This is a genomic window from Paraburkholderia xenovorans LB400 (assembly GCF_000013645.1).
Classification (GTDB): Bacteria; Pseudomonadota; Gammaproteobacteria; order Burkholderiales; family Burkholderiaceae; genus Paraburkholderia; species Paraburkholderia xenovorans.
On sequence record NC_007953.1, the window covers coordinates 1202687 to 1221435 of the forward strand.

At 61.3% G+C, this 18749-nt stretch carries 14 protein-coding genes and 3 pseudogenes; 4 read left to right on the forward strand and 13 right to left on the reverse strand.

Annotation, left to right across the window (positions count from 1 at the left end; translation table 11 throughout):
* Positions 1 to 108: 108 nt before the first annotated feature.
* Entirely contained in the window at positions 109 to 1437 is a 1329-nt protein-coding gene (locus BXE_RS42075; RefSeq protein WP_011494257.1) for a TolC family outer membrane protein, read from the reverse strand.
* A 663-nt stretch (positions 1438 to 2100) separates the two neighbouring features.
* Here BXE_RS42075 and BXE_RS42080 point away from each other — a divergent pair.
* Positions 2101 to 2445, forward strand: a complete 345-nt coding sequence (locus tag BXE_RS42080; RefSeq protein WP_011494259.1) for a hypothetical protein — start codon at positions 2101 to 2103, stop codon at positions 2443 to 2445.
* Between the two features lie 352 nt (positions 2446 to 2797).
* Here BXE_RS42080 and BXE_RS47730 read toward each other — a convergent pair.
* The 6 genes and pseudogenes from BXE_RS47730 to BXE_RS42110 all read right to left on the reverse strand — a co-directional run.
* Positions 2798 to 3323 (reverse strand): annotated as a pseudogene (locus tag BXE_RS47730) (IS3 family transposase); the annotation flags it as partial.
* 14 nt (positions 3324 to 3337) lie between these two features.
* Positions 3338 to 3889 carry a fimbrial protein gene (locus BXE_RS42090; protein WP_011494261.1) on the reverse strand — a complete coding sequence of 184 codons (552 nt, stop codon included), beginning with the start codon at positions 3887 to 3889 and terminating at the stop codon, positions 3338 to 3340.
* Positions 3890 to 4038: 149 nt separating this feature from the next.
* Positions 4039 to 5181 carry a fimbrial protein gene (locus BXE_RS43610; protein ID WP_011494262.1) on the reverse strand — a complete coding sequence of 381 codons (1143 nt, stop codon included), beginning with the start codon at positions 5179 to 5181 and terminating at the stop codon, positions 4039 to 4041.
* 62 nt (positions 5182 to 5243) lie between these two features.
* Positions 5244 to 7982, reverse strand: a complete 2739-nt coding sequence (locus BXE_RS42100) for a fimbria/pilus outer membrane usher protein (protein WP_158340974.1) — start codon at positions 7980 to 7982, stop codon at positions 5244 to 5246.
* Positions 7983 to 8104: 122 nt separating this feature from the next.
* Complete coding sequence (locus BXE_RS42105; protein WP_233518889.1) at positions 8105 to 8797, reverse strand: fimbrial biogenesis chaperone; 693 nt, start codon at positions 8795 to 8797, stop codon at positions 8105 to 8107.
* A 205-nt stretch (positions 8798 to 9002) separates the two neighbouring features.
* Positions 9003 to 9563, reverse strand: coding sequence for a fimbrial protein (locus BXE_RS42110; RefSeq protein WP_011494265.1), 561 nt, complete (start codon positions 9561 to 9563; stop codon positions 9003 to 9005).
* Between the two features lie 591 nt (positions 9564 to 10154).
* Here BXE_RS42110 and BXE_RS48430 point away from each other — a divergent pair.
* Positions 10155 to 10363: pseudogene (locus BXE_RS48430) on the forward strand (hypothetical protein); the annotation flags it as partial.
* 748 nt (positions 10364 to 11111) lie between these two features.
* Here BXE_RS48430 and BXE_RS42115 read toward each other — a convergent pair.
* Positions 11112 to 11771, reverse strand: a pseudogene (locus tag BXE_RS42115) (DDE-type integrase/transposase/recombinase); the annotation flags it as partial.
* 186 nt (positions 11772 to 11957) lie between these two features.
* Here BXE_RS42115 and BXE_RS42120 point away from each other — a divergent pair.
* Positions 11958 to 12605, forward strand: a complete 648-nt coding sequence (locus BXE_RS42120) for a response regulator transcription factor (RefSeq protein WP_011494268.1) — start codon at positions 11958 to 11960, stop codon at positions 12603 to 12605.
* A 63-nt stretch (positions 12606 to 12668) separates the two neighbouring features.
* On the forward strand, positions 12669 to 12863 hold the full coding sequence (locus tag BXE_RS42125) for a hypothetical protein (RefSeq protein ID WP_011494269.1): 195 nt from the start codon (positions 12669 to 12671) through the stop codon (positions 12861 to 12863).
* Between the two features lie 45 nt (positions 12864 to 12908).
* Here BXE_RS42125 and BXE_RS42130 read toward each other — a convergent pair whose 3' ends face one another.
* From BXE_RS42130 to BXE_RS42150, 5 genes are all read right to left on the reverse strand, one after another.
* Positions 12909 to 14195, reverse strand: coding sequence for an NAD(P)/FAD-dependent oxidoreductase (locus BXE_RS42130; RefSeq protein WP_011494270.1), 1287 nt, complete (start codon positions 14193 to 14195; stop codon positions 12909 to 12911).
* Between the two features lie 21 nt (positions 14196 to 14216).
* Positions 14217 to 14981: an amino acid ABC transporter ATP-binding protein gene (locus BXE_RS42135; protein ID WP_011494271.1), complete on the reverse strand. Its 765-nt coding sequence runs from the start codon at positions 14979 to 14981 to the stop codon at positions 14217 to 14219.
* Positions 14978 to 15937 carry an amino acid ABC transporter permease gene (locus tag BXE_RS42140; protein ID WP_011494272.1) on the reverse strand — a complete coding sequence of 320 codons (960 nt, stop codon included), beginning with the start codon at positions 15935 to 15937 and terminating at the stop codon, positions 14978 to 14980. Before BXE_RS42140 ends, BXE_RS42135 begins: the two co-directional genes overlap by 4 nt.
* A gap of 61 nt (positions 15938 to 15998) precedes the next feature.
* The gene (locus tag BXE_RS42145; protein ID WP_011494273.1) at positions 15999 to 16913 is read right to left on the reverse strand and encodes an ABC transporter substrate-binding protein; all 915 of its coding nucleotides are present in this window, start codon (positions 16911 to 16913) and stop codon (positions 15999 to 16001) included.
* 102 nt (positions 16914 to 17015) lie between these two features.
* Positions 17016 to 18722 carry a thiamine pyrophosphate-binding protein gene (locus BXE_RS42150; RefSeq protein WP_011494274.1) on the reverse strand — a complete coding sequence of 569 codons (1707 nt, stop codon included), beginning with the start codon at positions 18720 to 18722 and terminating at the stop codon, positions 17016 to 17018.
* Between the last annotated feature and the right edge of the window lie 27 nt (positions 18723 to 18749).

Consider the following 18749-nt stretch of genomic DNA (forward strand, 5'->3'; position numbering starts at 1 on the left):
TTTGTTGGCATCCAGGGCTTCCTGCCTGAAAAGTGAGTTAGCCATACGAGAAGCTCTTCAAAAAAATGATCGTAACGAGGACGCCGACGAGGCTGCGGGCAGGAGATCTCATTCGGCGATCGGAGGCCGGCACGCCAGAGCGTCGACATTGGCCTTGTCCAGCGCGCCAAGCGCGACATCGAAGTCGAGATGCGACTTAAGGTATTTGTAGCGGGCGTCGGCGAGATCCCGTACGGCTTCGAAGTACTGCTGATCGGCGTTGAGCACATCGATACTGTTGCGCAGCCCGACGTCGCGGCCAAGCCGCGTCGATTTCACTTTGCTGTCGGCGGAGGACAGCACTTTTTCCTGGGCTCGCACAAGAGCGAGGCCGTTGATGATGCCGAGGTACGACACTCTGGCGCGTTGCCGTGCCTCGCGCAGCGCATCTTCCCGCGCGTCGAGCGCGGCGCGGTAGTGGTGGCTTGCTTCCCGTACCGAGGACAACTGTGCCCCGCCGGAAAACAGCGGTATGGTCACGCCGATGCCCACCATGGTGGATTTCGACTTCGAGTTCGTACCCAACAGGATGTCGCCTAACGTTTCTGGCCTGTTGTTGTGGCTCCAGCTACTGCCATAGCTCGCCTGGAAGGAGACAACCGGCAGATTGGAGCTGGCGGCGGACAGTTTGTCCACCTTGCTCTGCTCGACTTGCAGTTCCGCGCTGACGACATCGAGATTGTCCGCGGCCCGATCTTCCGCAGTGGCGGCGTCGACCGGTACGCCCGCAGGCATGCACGACCAGTTGAACGGCGTCAGGTCCTCGCTTCCAAGTCCCGTCAGGCGTCCAAAAGCCGTGCCCGCCGAATCAAGGTTGTTCTGCGCGCTGATTTCCCGCGCGCTGGCCTGGTCATAGTTGGCCTGCGCCTCGTCGACGTCGGTGCGAGCCCCTTCCCCGATGGACAGGGCCATGGTCGCCTGCTTGAGTTGCTCTCCAAAGGTAGTCTTTGCGGCCTTCGCTGCCTGCAATACCTCTCGCTGGAACAGGACACCGAAGTAAGCGTTCGATACGTCGTAAATCAACTTCTGCCGGGCTTTGGCGAAGTCGATGTCCGCCTGCTCAGACAGTACTTTGCCTCGCTTGAACTCGGCTATCCTGGAGCCGTCGAAAATGGGCTGGACGACGCTGAAGGAATAGCCGTGCTTCCGGACTCCGGCGGCATAGGCCGCGCCAGGTTGGTCCTGTTTGCTGCCATGCGCTTCGAACTGCGCATTGGGAAGCAAGGCCGCGATGCCTTGCCAGCGCTTTTCGTGTCCGGCGGATTGCACGTTTCGCGCGCTGGATATACCGGAATCGTAGCCAAAGGCCGCATCGACCGCGTCGACCAGATCGACGCTCCCATGGGCAAGAACGGGAAATACCAGGCTGCAAAGCAGAAACGGTGTGGCAATTTTCATAACAAGCTTAATCAGTCGCGCCTTGGGTCTAGCATGGTTTTAAATGGGGTATTGGGAGGGGCTATCGCACGGCAATATTCGGGCCGCCCGACAGGAAGAATTGAAATCGAACCGGGAAAGCTGAAATCAACCAACTTGCAAAGTTTTACAGGCTGGCGACGGTCTTCAAATAGCTATCCATCCATTCTGGCGCTGCCTTTCGGATCCGGCAGAACGCCCGTCCGTCCGCGCGTGCTGGTTGCCAATTGCTAACGAGGCGAGATTCGAAGCGTTGCGCCCGCATGACCGGCTTCCGGCGAATGGGGTTGTCTGCGTTCTGGTTTGGAGGGCGCGACGGCGGTGTCGTTGCGGTTGTCGCGGCTTTGGTTTGCGGTCGGTGTTTCCGGTGCGCGGCAATTGCATGGAACCAATATGCGCAAATCCGTGCCCGCTGAATTTGGACGTTCAGCGATAGGCGCGCCAGGTTTGCATTGCCACAATTCTCATTCGTCGTAGATGAGGTACATGTAAAACAGATTCGCGCCGGCAATGGCTCGCGTCTGATTGAGCGTGCATCTGCGTACGACCGCTTCCCGTCCGGTAATACGGACAGGAATATTAAAGTGCCGGCTGCTATTGACGCCGGATTGACTAGTTCTATTTATCTTTTTTAAGAGTATTGAAATGCGTGAATTGACTTCGTATGAACTGCAAGCCGTGTCGGGTGGCGACTTCTTTAGTGATCTCGGCAATGCCTTTACCGCAGTGACAAACGTTGTTGCGTCGGCAACGGTGGGTGCCCTGTGGGGCGGCGGTATCGGCTCCACCATGGGCGGCCGTTACGGCGCGACGGCAGGTGGCTGGGGCTTCAGTGCTATCTCGGCTGGCGTGGCCCTGATTTTCGGTGGGGTTCTTGGCGCTGCGGTGGGTGCCGCTACCGGCGCCGTTATCGGCGATGCAAAAGTCATGATCGACAAAGCTGTCGAGTTCACCTCGATCCTGTTTGGCCCGGGCTCGAACATCGCCTAAGCATGTCGGTCCAGTCCAAGGCATGAAATGAGCGCTTCATGCCATGTTGGATGGCGGCGGGGGGTTGGCACGTTGGGTGCTGATCCCCCGCCGCCTTTTTAGGTGGTGCCATCATGCACCGTTGAGGCGCGACGTCATTCCGCGATGATCACCCGGTATTTCACGGTATTGCTTACGGGATGTATCCGGAGCGTTGGATGTGAAGCCGCCCGGGAATCACCGCCCGCTGTTGACACGCTCGCGGCAACGCAGCACGGCATTATGCTTTTCCAGCCGACATGAACGGCCTTTCCTCGTCGCCCACATCGGCGACCGAGCGCGGAGTTCGTCTGAAATCGCAGAGGCCAACGGGTTAAGCCGCGATCTGATTCAAATGGGCGCGCGGCGTAAATGCGGCAGGCGATTCGTAACAGAGATAAGCCTGCGTCCGTTGCCGGTTATAGAAGATCTCGATGTATTCGCTGAGCGCTGCCGTGCCTGCTCGCGCGCGGCGAAGCATTGATTGCGACCCGCGATCGGTAGGATAAATCAGGCCCTCAGGCGGTCGTCTGGACGCGACGGCGCGAAACAGGTCCGCCGGCCCAGATTTTCCGTCATTCGCTCGCTCGTCGCGTAGCTGACCATCTCGCCACTGTACAGGTCCTTCAGCGAGATACAGTCATCGGGCGCGATACAACGTAATGTCGCCGCACCGGACCTGATTGAGCGCTGTCGCCGGGAAGTTGTGGCTCAGCATCTGCAGATTCGGCGCGACAGCGCAGGTCGTGCTTCGACTGGATCGTGGCCATGACCCGGCGTTTCTGCTTACAGCGCAGTCCCGGTTTCTTGCGTTGCCGCCTGATTCCATAAACGCCGGTTCGGACGCCACGTTCCTCGAGACTTTAATTTCCCGCTAGAAATAATTCATCGCAAACGTCACCGTACCCTGCACGTCGCCGGCACCCGCTGCAGCGCCAGCGGCGTAGTACTGGGTACTGTAGTGCAGGGTCGCCGTGCCGCCATTGATCGGCGTGGCAGCCGCTGCCTGCTGGCTAGCCGCATTACCCACCTGGAGTTGGGTACCATCCTCATACGTCAGTTGGATCTGGACATTCGCCGCGGGGCTGCTCGCCTGGTTGACCAGATTGAAATTAGGCGCGACATTCGCGCCGCCTTCAAAGAACGGACGGGCGCTCGCGTACGAGGCCGGACACGCGCTCAGCCCAATCGTGAGATCCGTCGCCCCCGCCGTGGCGCCGGCTGCCGGCAGCTGGCTTTTCGAGACCGTCGGCAGCGTGACGATATTTGCGGAACCACCGCCGTTGACAGAAACGGTACAGGTGACATCCACAATTTCCCCATCAATGGTAATCGTGCCGTCGGACGCCTGCGCAACGATGGGTGGCGCCAGGACGCATGCCGCTGCGAGAACATACAACCCATTCCATGCCAGTTTCTTTCTCATAGAAGACTCGTAAATAAAACCACTCCCGATGAAGGACCGACCGCACCCGGGTGCGCGTTTCCACCCTGAGCGCCGTTCGCTCCCGCCAACCCGTTTGCCCTTTCCCACCGGAGCCAAACGGCAATACCTGGGCAACGCTTGAAGCATGCTTATGGATAGCTAATCGTGAACGCCGCTTGCGCGCGGGCCCTGCCCGGCGATACTGTCTGGCCCGTCTGAATAAAGCGTGCATATAGCGGCACGGAAAAGCTCGTGGGAGGACGAATATCCACGCCGAACTGCCCCACCATCTGCAAATTTCCGAATGTCACCGGGTTGATGCCAGCGCCATCCAGAATCTGAATGCCTGCACCGCTTGCCGTGCTCGTGCCATCCAGCGCCAGCACCCCATTTTGCCCGGGCACCGATAGACCCGCCGGATCCAGCGTTAATGCCAACTTGTAGGATGCCGGAGTTCCGTTGGTGTAACAGTTCATATCGATCGTGAAAGACCTGCCAACGGAAGTACTGTTCACTGAATTCCCGAATCCGTTTTCGCCCAGCGTTACCTTCCCCAGATCGACGGTAGTATTGGGCGATGCCGCCTCGCACGTCTGCGGGAGCAGCTTGATGCTATTCAGCCCGTTTATCTTCAGGAAGTTGCTGACTACGGTCACCGGATACGGAGCGCCATAATTGGGCATGATCGTAGCAAGGAACAAAACGGGAATGGCACTACTCGTGAGGTTATTCGGGCCTACCGTCATTTCGCCGGTTTTCACCAGTTCGATATCGACCTGCGCCGAAAAGGTCACATTCTTCGACCCATAAATATTGGGCACATCGACCCCCAAATCGAGGGCGTAATCGGTCGCATTGGAATACTGGTTGCCGTTGATCGTGACAAAAAGTTCCAATCCAGATCCATTCCACAACTGGAGCTTCTGCGCCCCGCCACCGGCGGTGCTGCTGGTGTGCCCCACCAGCAAAAAGCCGACCCTCGGGGTTTGCGGATAAGTACCGCCACTATCCTTTCCACATTCGCCGGAAATCGTGAACGACTGCCGCCAGACTACCGTATTTATCGGCGTATTAGGACTCAGGCCGAGGCTGTTGGGTAAGGTTACCGTAGCAGGAAGTCCCGCGACGGGACTGCATATTACCGGCTTGGTCTCGGCGAACGCATTCGGCATGGCGACAAGGCCCGATACGACGCATATCAGCACTCTTGTTCCCAACCGCCACAACGTTCGCATGCGCGCCACGGCGCCTGGCTTCGACCGCCCGCGACGGCCCGGTTCATTCGCTTCCATTATCAATCTCCATGTGCTCTGCTTCACGTTTCACGTGCAATGCTGCGTTGCATTCGTTCTCTTCAGGAAGCAAGCCCATCCGCACTTTTCCCTGCCTTCCCTGCCTGGCGACTCGACGGAGCCGAGCCCTCCGTCATCTCGCAGGGTGCCTCCAGGCGCTCGAAGGCCATCGCGTTATCGCCCGCCTTATGCTCAGGCAGCCGGACACGAATGACACAGCTGTAAGCCGACGGCGAAGCGCCCCATGTCACCTTGAGCTCGTCGGCCAGTCCGTTGATCCGCGCGTAGACCATGCCGCCCTGCGTGACCATGCCAATGTTGTTGCCCTTGCCGTCACTGACGGGGGCGCCGAACGGCAGCGCATTTCCGTCCGGCAGGTGTGACCTGATGAGCACGGGGCGACCGGTGACAGTCGGATAATCCAGCATGACCACCGCGCCAAGACGTGGCGCGACCTGCCGGCTGGTCGTCTGCAGTTCTATATTGGCGTCGGTGCCTTTCGGATCCAGCGTGACCTCATTCAGCCGATAGGGCGTCAGATAGGGCACCACGGCGTTGCCGTTCGCATCGAGCTTGACCCCGGGATAGCCCGTGACGACAGCGCCCGCGCCACCCGGGGCCGACACGATGCCGATGGTATCGGCGGTGTATGCGCTAGCAGTCACCCCTCGAGGGTGCGCAACGATGGAGCCACTCACCCCAGCGTTAACCGATTTGTAGCCCGAGCCTGTGGAGAAGCCGGCCTGCAGATTGGTGTACGGCGCGCGGTACTGGCCCGACAGGTTGCCCGCGTAGCGAGCGCCGCCGTCACGCGTCACACCGGCGGCATAGCCGATCTGGTTGTCCTCGCCCGCCACACCGTTCACGAGGGTTTGCACCGCCGTTCCACTCGACCGATCGTTGACAACGTTGAAGCTCAACGTCGGCGCCTGCAGGGTGCGACCGAGAGGCAGCGACAGGTTCACCATGTACCGCGTATCCATCGCACCGCCGCCCGTGCGCACGCGTTCCACGGAAACGCCGTAATTCACCGCGCCGATACGATTGACATGACCGATCTGAAACTGCGTGTCGCGTCCGGGGCGCGTCCAGTAATCCTGGATATAGCCGCTGACAAACAGTTGTCCCCAGCGGCTATCATGGCCCAGCCCCTGGCTGGCCGTGACAGACAGGCGGTTCCTTGCGCGCTGGAGAGACGACATATCGCTTTGGCCAGTGCGCGCATTGTTGATGAACGTCAGCGCATCGTTCAGGTCCAGATACCCTGTGGACGAGAAACGATATGCCGCCACCGAGACGTTGCTATCGGTTTGCGTGATGAGTTTGCTGTAGGCGGCTCGAATACTCAGGCCGCGGCTGGCCCTCGCGCCAGAGGGCGACGCATTGGAGCCGGACGCGTCGAGCGCTATAGCGCCAACGGGCGTGCCGACTGCTGCGCCCGCGAGCACGGAACCGTAATTGTTGCTGGCCAGCACGCCGCCGTACAGCGTCAGCGCATTCGTCACACCACGCTGCACCGTCGCTAGCGCCACCGCCGGCGTATAGGAAAGCTGACGGCTGCGGATCGAGCCCGCCATCAGGTTGTAGCGCGTCATGCCGGGGCGCAGCGCCTGCGCGACCGATGCGTAGGGCACCCTGAAGGTGCGCACACGCCCGTCCGCTTCGATGATGGAAACATCCAGATCACCGCCATAGCCCGTGGGATACAGATCGTCGATAACAAACGGACCCGCCGGCACGGCCGTATCATAAAGGACGTAGCCATTCTGGCGGATCGTCACCCGTGCATTCGTTTCCGCCACGCCGCGAACGACCGGGGCGTAGCCCCGCATGGAGTCCGGCAGCATGCGGTCATCCGATGCGAGTTGCACGCCGCGGTAGGCAAATGTATCGAACAGTTCGCCATTGGTGTACGAGTCGCCCAGGGTGACGCGCGATTTCCACCTGGTGACATCGTGCTGGACATAGTTGTAGGCCGTGTTGTAGTGGCGCCGGGCGCTCTCGTAATGGTGCCCGCCGCCGTCGGACCAGGTCAGTGTGCCGCTGTGGCGGAATGTCCAGCCACCCATATTGAAACCAGCATTGAGACCGAGATATCCCGAGTTGGCCGCCCCGCTTCCCTCAAATTCGTTGCGATACAGATTGGCGGTATAGCTCAACCGCGCGGACGTCGCGCCCTCATCCCACAACGCGGGATCCACATAGCCACGGGCCGTGCGCTGCAACGACGCTTGCGGAATGTCGACGTCCAGCCGCAGATCCGACTGATTGAACGTCACGCTGGCGCCGGAAACGATGGACGACAGGTCGAGGCAGCCATCCGGTTGGGCGAACTCGGCCACATGCCCGCTATCAAGCTTGCTGGTATCGACATTGAGTCGCTCCAGCAGGGCACGATTGAAACAGACTTGCGCCCTGCCCTCGGCGTCTGCGCGAATAACCAGGCTTTCACGGCCGATCAGACGGCCATTCAGATAGACGTCCGATCGGTATTCGCCCGGCATGACGGGGTTGCCCGTCTCATAGCGGGAGACATCGACGGCACGATCCGCCGAACTCATGAGGAATGACGAATCGAACTGGACCGACGCCAGAAGCGGCGCCGCGGAAGCCATCAGAAGCGGTGCGGAGGAGACCGTCTTTTTCCCCGCGTCGTTGAGCATCGCGTCACGCGCCGCCGTGGCGCTGACGCCATCCTGAGTTGCGGCCCACGATGCCGGAAGATACGCCAGCAGCATGGCAGCGCACAGCGGCCGCATGGCCAGACCATTTCTGTTAGTTATGCCAAATAGTCGTTTCATTAAGCGAGCCCGAATCTCCATCACGCGGTCTAACGTCGAGTCACAGAGCCAGGGACCGGCGATGCGCTCATGGGGTAAATGCGAACGTGCCCCAGGCTAAGGAACAGCGCCCGCTGGTGTCGTCATTGTGAATATGCACCGATGCGCGCCTTGACAGGCACGAAGCCGCCGGCGTCGTTCACCACCGTGAAGTCGAACTCCGTACCATCGGGCACAAGGGTGGAAAGCCGCTCGCTGAACTCGAATGACCGGGATGCGCCCGGCGCAATCATGGCCCCTTCCTTGATCGTGTATTCGTGCCCGCCGCTGCGGATCTGAACTCCGGCGACGTTGACATGGTAGGCGGATGCGTTCGTTGCCCGAATGGCGTACGCGCCTTGCGAGCCCGCTGACACCAGTTTCCAGGCGACGGCGTTTACCGCTTCGCGCGCACCCTCGTCGGTGAGGCCGACCGGGCGAAAGAAAATCTTGATACGGGTACGAATGGCCACCTGCAGCAGGTTCGCCGCATCGTCAGCGGGGGCGGCCGGCTTGGGTGGAATATCCAGCACGTTCAGCCAGAAGACCGACTCCTTGTCTTGCGGCAGCGCGTCGCCCGTATACGTCAGGCGCAACGTCTGACCCTTATGCGGCTCAATGCGGGCAACCGGTGGAGTCAGAATGAAGGTGGCATCGATCTTGTCCGGCGCCGCTTTGGAATCGCCCTTGTCCACCCAAACCTGAACCAGCGAAGGCAGATCGCCATTGTTAGTCAGCTTGACCGTGACCTCCCGTTCTGCGGCAGGATAGATTACGCGCGTTCCCGTGATCACCACGTTCGCCCCTGCCGGGTTGGCCGAGCAAACGCAAGCCACGCATGCAAGTCTGGATAGCCACCCGAACAGACGCTTGGGCGTTCGTGTTACGTTCATAACGTTCTCTAGCAGTTGGAAAAAGGGGCACGAGACGCTCGCATCCCCCTCACGGTGCATACCGGGCGCCAGCAACAGGGCTGCCAGGCCGCCCGCCGCTCGTGCGTGCTTACAGCACGTATTCGATCGAGTAGGTCACCGAGCTCGTGACGTCACCCGCGCCCGGCGCGCCGGAGCCGACCTTGTAATAGCGAGCGATGTAATGCATGGTCGCCCCGCCGCTGTCCGTGGCCACCGCAGTGGCACTGTGCTGGCTGCTGTCACCAACCTTCAGTCCCGAGCCATCGGCGTAGGCCAATTGGACCCGAACGTTCTTGGCCGGGGTGCCAGCCGTATTCAACAGGGTGTAGTCGTTCGCGGTGTCGAGCGTAGGACCTGCTTCGAAGAAGGTGCGAACGGCAGCGGGACGAGCAGCACCCGTGCAACCCGACACCGCGACGGTGAAGTCCGTGTCGCCAGCAGTCTGGGAATTCACCAGCAAGCCGGTAGCCACCGTCGGCAGCGTCACGGTGCTGGTTGCGGGACCGCCATTGACGGCGACGTTGCAGGTCTGGTCGACCACCTTGCCATTGAAAGTGATCACGCCGTCCGACGCCTGAGCCGAGGACGACAGAGCCATCGTGGCTGCGGCGAGGGCGCCCAGCACCGTCATTGCGTACTTCTTGTTCATATCTTTGCTCCTTATCTTGAATATGCGGTTGGCGCCGAGGCATGAAGTCTTGTTTCAGACCGAAAGCGCGACGTAAATTGTCGGTTCCGGCATTCGCATATCCAATCGCTTATCGTCCATATTTCGCCGTTCACGCTGGAAATCCGTTGAAGCTCCCGACGGGGCGACACCGATGCCGAGCCGTCAACAGGCAGTGAAGCACCCCGAGTTTTCCGGAGAGGGTTGAGCTTATGGAAAATATCGACAAGACAGGATGAAACACGCCGCCGAAATATCCGGCCGACGGACGCCAATGCGCGGTTCGCATGGTGTTCGAGCATCGATCAGCGGGCGCGGACGGACGCAACCGGAGGCCATTCAGTCGATCGCCGCCAGGATGGGCTGCTCGCGCGAGACGTTGACGAACCCGGTGCGTCAGGCCCATGAAACGGGGGATTCACACACATCGTTTCAACCGGGCTGAAGCGATAGACCGTGAGATCAGCCAGGTGCCGGGCACAAGGACGCACGGTGGATCCACAACGAGTTGCGGCTTCACAAACCAGGAGAATTGTCCTTCGCAACCACTCAAAGTGAGCGCAATCGCACCCCGCGGATCCGCTGGAAAACGCCCACGACGAGCGGAAACAGCGAATCCGGCATCGCGAATGGAAGTCGACAAGACCCCTGCCGAGCATCATCGGCGCGTGCTTGAACTCGCGTCTCCTGCCGGAGCCACGCGATCAGACACGCCGGGAAAGCGGTCTTCAAGAGAGCGAAACGATGTCCATGAATCGCACCAGTCAAATCCCTTTGAGTAAGTAGCCCAGCGGAGCCGCACCGCTGTATGTGAACCTCTCGACCCGTACAGCTCCTGTCGTCCAGCCGTGGCTCCGAGCGGCCGATCCGCGAACAGCGCCGGGCGCCGCGTTTTGAGACGCGCAACCGTTGCCATGCCCGCGGTTTGCGCGTCCAGAGTCTCCTGGATCCGCGCTGAGCGCAACGCGCCATGAATGAATCCAGGGCAGGTAAGGCCCCTCGACGAGCGAAAGCCAGGAACCGTCCGCAGTATCGAACCCAGCCCGGAAGCACCGGCTGTGTCCATCGAGGGATTCCTAAAGTTCCAGATCGGTGGCGACGGTGCGGCCGCACCGACGCATTCGCAACCGCATCGATCTGGCCGCTTTGTCGCTTACCGCGGGGGCGAAACTGACGAACGGTGTTCCAGAGCGATTCGTTGAACGACCCTCCGCGCGACCCGGTCCGCCACGCCCGGACGGCTGGTGCGAACGACACACTCTCAACGAGCATCCGGGTTGGGCGGAGATCCGTCATCCGTTTCGTCCGCTCACGTGTCAACGGCTGCGGGTATTGAAGATGCGCCGGCGTCCACGAAGCGTTTCTTGAACCCGGCCGCAGCATGATCTGCAGGAACATCTTGCAGCGTACTCAGCCGCTTCCATGAAACCATCTCCTAATCAATTATTCCCATGCGTTATGGTTGCAATTGGTGGTTGCATCAGGTAAAAATGCCTTCCCTCTGCTTTTCACCTTCCAGTGGTCCTGGGGTTATGCAGCCGCATCCTTTGCCTGTTGAACCTTGAGCCAGTCCCGCAAAGCGGGGTCGGCGATACAAGGCCGAGCGACGAATAACGGCGGCTTCTGTTTTAGAACACCTTAATGTATTCAAACAAGTCCGCTGTGGCCTCCCGATGCATGCGATACCTCATGCCACGCATCCGCTCGTGCTTCAGGCTGTTGCGGAAGTTCTCCGTCGGCGCGCTGTTCCGGCCATTTCCCTTGCGGCTCATCAAACAGCGCATGCGCTATCCGGCGCAGCTTGCGCCGAAACCCACGGCTCGCGCACTGGCTACCGCAGTCCGAGTAGCGCAGCGCAGCGCGCGCGGGCTTGCGGTAACACCACGCCGCCGTCAATGCGTCAGTCGCCAGGTCCGCCGTCACGCGCGACTTGATGGACCAGCCCACGACTTCCGGGTTGACCGAGTCCAGCACGACCGCCCGATGCCGCCGACTCTCGTCGATCCCCACGTACCTGAGGTCCACGCTCCGCGCCTGGTTCGGCGCGGCCGGCGCGCCCTTGCGAGTCAGCAGGTTCAGTGCGACGGGCAGTTTGTGGCTGGAATCGGTCGTGACGCGGTAACGGCGCTTGTGGCAAGCGCGGGTGCCGTTCCGGCTCATCAGGCGCTCCACGCGTGCGTCGCTGGCCGGAATGCGTCACGAACGGGTCTCCTCGGCCACGCACGGCCACCGCCTTATTCCACCGTGTACACCTGTTTCGCTACCTTGAACATTTCTTTCCTTCCTTCGGGTCGACTTGATACATGACCTGCCGGCAGGCCAAATTCCAAGGGAAACCCAGTCGTTGCGCTACCTCTTCTTCAGACACCACAGACCATGCATCACACAACAATTTCCATTGCGGACGATCACCCTTTTGTTCTTGCCTCCATGACCGCCGTTCTGCAGGGAGTCCCCCAATTCGCCGTCGTACATCAGTGTGCGAACGGAAAAGATCTACTCGACGCGCTATCCAAGGTAGAAACGGATCTGGTCGTCACGGATTTTTCGATGACGCGTGAAGACCGCTCGGTAGATGGCTTCGGCTTGCTAGCCGAACTCCGTCGCCGGCATCCGGATGTAAAAATCGTTCTCCTGACGGCCTTGGTCAACGCTGGAATCTTTACAAGAGCGCTTAGCGTGGGTGTAGGGGCGTTGGTGAGCAAAACGGATTCCATCAGTGAACTGGCGCGAGCATGCGCGCGTGTAAAGATCAGTCGCTCGCCGTACCTTTCTCCTGCCGTGCAGTCCATTATTCATGGCGCATCGATGGATCACCCCAACACCTCGAAGGCCAGGCTGACGCCCAAAGAACTGGAAGTTGTGCGCCTATTGGTTGCAGGCCGGTCGCTCGCCCAGATCGCATCCCAACTGGGCCGCTCCCCCAGCACCATCTCCACGCAGAAATACAACGCCTCCAGGAAGATCGGCGCAACTTCCTACACACAATTGATCCGGTATGCTTACGAGAACGGTCTGACCTGAAACCGCTTGCGCGAGTCGTTTTCCTTCGCTCCACAGCAGCGGACACGGCGAGCGTTGTAGAGGATGACCCTGTTCGACGAGCTGGTTGTACTGGATGATGGTGCGCCGCTCTTGCCGGAGCTTCCCGTCGATAACATCGCCGCCGAACCTCAGCCGTTTCGCGAAGCCGTTGAACCGCTCGCGCCTGTCCGTCACGGCGTGAATCGTGCGGCACGTTTCCAGGTCGTTGATAACGCGGCAGAAATATCGCGCGGATGACGGGCCCCGGTTGCCGGAACGCGAAATACAAACGGTACGGAACGCCTAGCTCATCACGGGCTGCGGCGACCATACAGCCCTGGCGAAGCGATCTGGCGACAGGTGTGAAAGGTACGCGGGTTCCGCCTTCCCACACAGCAAGTCGGCGAGAATCTTGCCGACCATCGGTCCCGGGCCGAACCCGTGACCACTGAAGCCGCTCGCCACCAGCAGCCCGATGATTCCGCTCACCGAGCCAATGGCCGGGATCATGTCGGGCGTGCTTTCGATGAGACCTGCCCAACTGCCCACAACGCGCCGTTTCGCGAGCGCCGGAAAAAGGCTGTCGAACTCGTCGAGTGCCGCCTTCGCCTTGGCCGGACTGGGACGGGGATCGGCTTTGCCTGTCGCCAGGTCCGGGACCGCAGCCGGCGATCTGTCCGGCAGAAGACGTTTGAACGCATGCAGGTAGTTCAGCGTCACCGCGCCGTGGCTCTCGCGCAGCGCATGGCGAAACCAGCGGAAATCGGAGAAGACGCTCGTACCCAGGTCGTAGTCACCCCCCGCGACGGAAAGATGGAGGGTGCCGTCAACTGCCTGCCTGATGCCGGCAACCCGCCCGGACACACACGGAGCGATGTCAAACGGCACCGCTTCGGTCCGCACGACGGTCGCACGTACCGTGCTTTGCGGAAACACCAGCCCCGCTTTGCGAAGCAGTTTTCCGGTGCCCGCGCCCGCGGCGCAAACGACACGATCGCTGTGGAACAGCTTGCCGCCTATCCGCACGCCGGCGACGCCGCCGCCACTCATCACGATTTCGTCGACGTGTGCTCCGATGACCGCTTCGGCGCCGAGCGCGCGCGCGGCGTCGTAGAAGGCGCAAGTTGTCCGCGCGGGCTCCGCCTTGCCGTCGCTCGCCGTATACATCGCACCGACGAATGGGGCGGCCAGCTTCGGCGCGAGCGCCATCGCCTTTTCGCGCGATACCATTTGCGTATCGAGACCGTAATCGGCCGCGCGGCGGGCCCAGCGCGCGAGGCGCTCCCTGTCGGATTCGTCGGTTGCGAGAGCGAGATTGCCGCCTTGCCGCCAGCCGATGTCGCGGCCCAGTTCGGCTTCGAGCTGGGGCCACAAGCGGGCTGCATGGATCATCAACTCGAGCTCGCGGAAATCGCGGCCCTGCTGTCTTACGAAGCCCAGATTGCGGCCCGATTGCTGGGCGGCAATGTTACTGGCTTCCACCACGAGCACCCGGAGGCCTGCCCGCGCCGAGTAATAGGCGGTCGCGCAGCCGACTATGCCGCCGCCAACGACGATGGCATCGTAATTCCGCGTGCGTGCCCCTCGCATAAGTAGGTCTCGAGATAGGTGTCAGGCGATCATCGACAGAAAGGCTTTCGTTCGCTCATGCGATGGATGGCCAAATATCTGTTCGGGATGACCGGTCTCTACCACGGTCCCGTTGTCCATAAAGACCACGCGATCCGCTACGTCGCGCGCGAAGCGCATTTCATGCGTCACCACGATCATGGTCATGCCGCCGGTAGCCAGATCGCGCATCACGTCCAGCACTTCTCCGACCAACTCGGGGTCGAGAGCGCTCGTCGGCTCGTCGAACAGCATGAGCTTGGGCTGCATGGCCAAAGCCCGCGCGATCGCAACGCGTTGCTGCTGTCCGCCCGAGAGCTCGTGCGGGTAATATCCGAGACGCTCGCCCAGTCCGACGCGCTCGAGCAGCGCGACGGCCGCCTCGGTCGCTTCCCGGCGCGGGCGGCGCAATACTTGTATCGGAGCCTCCATGACGTTCTGCAGCGCGGTCATATGGGCAAACAGATTGAACCGCTGGAACACCATACCGGTCTGAGCCCGTTTGGCGGCGATCTCGGACTCGCGGAGTTCCCGAAGGTAATCGCCGCGCCGCCGATAGCCGACCAGCTCCCCGTCGACATAAAGCGCGCCGCCGTCGATGTGCTCAAGATGGTTGATGCATCTGAGAAAAGTCGACTTGCCCGAGCCCGACGGCCCGATAAGGCAGACCACCTCGCGCGCCTGCACCTGAAAGTCGATGCCCTTCAAAACCGGCACATTGCCGAAAGACTTGCGCACCTGGATGGCGGAAACCATAGGGTGGTTCATCGAACAATTCCTCCGAATACGCGCATCCACGAGCCGGCTTTGCGTGCCCGGCGGGTCAGACAGAGGTGCCGCTCGATGCGCGATTGCAGCAGCGAAAGGACACTCGTGACGACGAGATACCAGATGCAGGCGACGACCAGCAGCGGGATCGTCTGGAAAGTCCGCGACGAGACGGACTCCACCGAATAAAGCAGGTCCGAGAGCGCGATAACGCTGACCAGCGACGTGGTCTTCAACATGCCGATGGTCTCGTTTCCCGCCGGCGGCACGATGATCCGGATAGCCTGGGGCAATACGATGCGCCGGAGGATGCGCGCCGGCGTCATGCCGAGTGCTCGCGCGGCCTCCTGCTGGCCGGGGTCGATGGAAAGAATTCCCGCCCTCACGATCTCCGCCATATAGGCTCCCTCGTTAAGCCCAAGGCCGAGCAACGCCGCGGTGTACGGCGTAATCAGGTCATTGGCGGAGCCATGGAACAGAACCGGTCCGAAGGGAATTGCAATCGAAATCTGCGGAATGAGAATCGCGAGATTGAACCAGAAGATAAGCTGCACGAGGACAGGCGTGCCGCGAAAGAACCACAGGTAAAGCTGTGCGGGCACGCTCAGAAATGGATTGCTCGAGGTGCGCATCACGGCGAGCAGTGTGCCGAGCACGATACCGATCGCCATCGCGGCACACGTGAGCCAAAGTGTCAGGCCCAGCCCGCTAAGCACGACGTGCGCGGTGAGATACTGGAAGACGACGTCCCACTGGAAGTTCGGATTGGTGACCACGCCCCAGCCCAGCCAGACGGCCAGGACCGCCATGATGACTGCAGCGAGCCACCTGCCCCACTTGCGCCCCGAGAGGACTTCCAGTTCGTGATCGGGAATGCCGTCTTCAGGACGGAAAGTCGACGCGGACTCGAAGACGGCCTTGTTCTTTTCCCTGGCGTGGATATCGATAGTTTCCATGGAGGACACCCGATTCATGTCGACGGGCCGTGCGCGGCCCGCCGATCGGTTTGGACAGTGCTTACCTGGCGACCGCACCGTGGGAAACCAGGTTGATTCCGGGGGTCTCGAGTTTGACCGCGTCGAGCTGCCACTTGTTCATAATCCTGTCGTAGGTCCCGTCGGCGATAATCGCCTGGGTGCCGGCCAGCAGCGCTTTGGCGAGGTCCGTCCGCTGGGGCTTCATGATGATTCCGTCGAACCACTTGGGGAGAACGCTCAGCGTGACGAGCTTGATCGGCTTCTGCGATTTCTTTTTCAGCTCGGCCGCCGACGAAGCGTCATTGACCAGAAAGTCCACCCGGCCGGACAAAAGGGCGAGCAGCGTCGCGTCTTCCGAAGGAAATTCGACTTTGGTGATCGCGGGTTTGCCGTTTTTGACGCACAGCGGCGAAAGCACCGTGTCCACGCTGGCTCCGAACGTCGTGCCGGTCTGCGAACCGCTCTTGAGTCCGCACAGCGACAGGGGATCGCTGGTGATCGGGCTGTTACCCAGCGCGTAGACGCCATTGGTCGAAATCGACACATCGACGAACAGCACCTGCTTCTCGCGTTCCAGCGAATCGGAGATGCATTCCATGGCGATATCGGAACGCCCGCTCTGAATGCTCGGAATGAGATTGTCGAAATCCAGCGAGCCAGGCTTGACCCTGACGCCGAGCTTTTTGCCGAGCGCATCCCAGAAATCGGGCTCCCAGCCGATCATGGTCACGTTATCGTCGGCAAAGGATTCGCAGGGCGGATAGTGCGCGTCGGTCGCCAACGTGATGACACCGGCATCCCTGATTTCCTTGGGCAGCATCGCGTGCAGCGCCGGGTCGGTGGTTACCGATTTCGTGATGGCATCGTCGGCGAAGGCGAAGCCCGTGGTGGTGAGTAACAGGGCGCCGCCCACGAGGCAAGCGGCAGACATCGAGCGTAAGGTCTTCAGCAACATTTCGAGATTCCTCTTGTGGACGGCCGGCGCTTTCGCATCCGGCTGGGTTGTGCTTGTTGGCGTATCTGCTGCGGCGCTGGGCGCCGCGGGTTTCCGGTTTCTTCAGTGTTCTCGTGCTTCCCGGCGTTTTCGAAGATCGCTCAGCGAATAGCGGGTGTGGATGGCCTCGGGATCGACAAGCAACTCGATCACCGCTGGCTTTCCAGCGGCGAGGCTTCGTTCGAAGGCCGGGCCGAATTCCCCGGTGGCCACGACTTTCTCGGCATGCGCGCCATAGGCTCTCGCGAGCGCCGCGAAATCCGGATTGACGAGGTCGGTCCCATGACGCCGTCCGCTCAGCCGGTTCTCCTCATGGATCCGGATCGTGCCGTACATCGAATTGTTGAAGATGACGACCACGATATTGACGCCGTACTGGACGGCTGTGGCCAGTTCCTCGCCGCTCATCTGGAAGCAGCCGTCCCCGACGACATCGACCACGACGCGCTCGGGATAAAGCAGCTTGGCGGAGATCGCGGCCGGCAGGCTGTACCCCATCGAACCGCTGATCGGACCAAGCTGGGTGTGCAGCCGGTAATGGGGAAAGTAGCGTTGGCTCCAGGTGGCGTACGCGCCCACGCCATTAGTGACGATCGCGTCGTCCGGCAAACGCTCGCGCAGCCATTGCATCACGCGCGGCAAATCGATTGGGCCGGCACACGGCGACGGAGCGGTTTCGATCTCGAAGCTGCTGCGCAGCCGCGCCAACCATTCCGTGCGGCGGCTCGCGTCGACTGCTTCGTGGCGACTCAGCGCCGCCGCGAACGCGTCGTTGTCCGCGAGGATTGCCAGGTCGACCTGATGAACCCGGTTCAGATCGTCGAAATTGCCCGTGACGTGCACGAAACGCTGGCGGGGCACGGGAATATCGAAGAGCGTGAAGCCCTCCATGTAGCCCGCGCCGATCGTATTGACGTCGCTCAGCGCATCGTTGCACATGAGCACGAAATCGGCCTCGCGTACATGAGTCAGCAGCGCGGGGTTCGAGCCGATTCCGATCTCGCCGGCGTAGACCGGAAGGCGATGATCGATGATGTCGCGGCGCCTGAAGGTAGTCACGACCGGCACACCGTTTGCCTGCGCAAAAGCCTGGATGTCGTCGCGCGCCCGCTCGGTCCAGCCCGACCCGCCGACGACGAGCAAGGGACGCGCGGCTTCGGCGAGCATGCCGAAGATGGAATCGACCTGGCTGCTGGACGGCTCGCCGGCCCGGGCGCGAACATACCGTTTGCCGGGTGCGACATCGCTTTCTTCTTCGAGCACGTCCTCCGGGAGAATGAGAACCACGGGTCCCATGCGCCCGGTCATCGCCGTATGGTAGGCACGCTGGACAAATTCCGGGATGCGCGCGGCGCAGTCGATCTGCGCGACCCACTTGGCCATCGGCGCAAACATCGCCCGGAAGTCGTAGGACATGAAGGCCTCGCGCTCCATGAGCGCGCGCTTGACCTGCCCCACCACCAGGATCATCGGCGACGCATCCTGGAAGGCGGTGTGCACACCGTTGACCGCGTTGGTCGCGCCGGGGCTGCGGGTGACGAAGGCGATGCCCGGCCGCGCCGTCAGCTTCCCATAGGCTTCGGCCATCTGCGCCGCGCCGTTCTCGTGCCGGCAGGCGATCAGCCGGACCTCGGGATGGCGCACCGCCAGCGCGTCGAGGGCGGAAAGAAAGCTTTCGCCGGGAACGTGATAGACGAGGTCGGTCCCGTTGAGTGAGAACTCGTCGGCGAGAATCTCACTGCCTTTTCGCATGTTCGTCCTGCTTGTCATCGATGCTCCTGGCTGTTCGGCTGACGT

Coding starts and splice junctions, on each gene's coding strand:
- BXE_RS42075 (WP_011494257.1), bottom strand. CDS start 1,437: ATGAAAATTGCCACACCGTTTCTGCTTTGCAGCCTGGTATTTCCCGTT.
- BXE_RS42080 (WP_011494259.1), top strand. CDS start 2,101: ATGCGTGAATTGACTTCGTATGAACTGCAAGCCGTGTCGGGTGGCGAC.
- BXE_RS42090 (WP_011494261.1), bottom strand. CDS start 3,889: ATGAGAAAGAAACTGGCATGGAATGGGTTGTATGTTCTCGCAGCGGCA.
- BXE_RS43610 (WP_011494262.1), bottom strand. CDS start 5,181: ATGGAAGCGAATGAACCGGGCCGTCGCGGGCGGTCGAAGCCAGGCGCC.
- BXE_RS42100 (WP_158340974.1), bottom strand. CDS start 7,982: ATGAAACGACTATTTGGCATAACTAACAGAAATGGTCTGGCCATGCGG.
- BXE_RS42110 (WP_011494265.1), bottom strand. CDS start 9,563: ATGAACAAGAAGTACGCAATGACGGTGCTGGGCGCCCTCGCCGCAGCC.
- BXE_RS42120 (WP_011494268.1), top strand. CDS start 11,958: ATGCATCACACAACAATTTCCATTGCGGACGATCACCCTTTTGTTCTT.
- BXE_RS42125 (WP_011494269.1), top strand. CDS start 12,669: ATGACCCTGTTCGACGAGCTGGTTGTACTGGATGATGGTGCGCCGCTC.
- BXE_RS42130 (WP_011494270.1), bottom strand. CDS start 14,195: ATGCGAGGGGCACGCACGCGGAATTACGATGCCATCGTCGTTGGCGGC.
- BXE_RS42135 (WP_011494271.1), bottom strand. CDS start 14,981: ATGAACCACCCTATGGTTTCCGCCATCCAGGTGCGCAAGTCTTTCGGC.
- BXE_RS42140 (WP_011494272.1), bottom strand. CDS start 15,937: ATGGAAACTATCGATATCCACGCCAGGGAAAAGAACAAGGCCGTCTTC.
- BXE_RS42145 (WP_011494273.1), bottom strand. CDS start 16,913: ATGTTGCTGAAGACCTTACGCTCGATGTCTGCCGCTTGCCTCGTGGGC.
- BXE_RS42150 (WP_011494274.1), bottom strand. CDS start 18,722: ATGACAAGCAGGACGAACATGCGAAAAGGCAGTGAGATTCTCGCCGAC.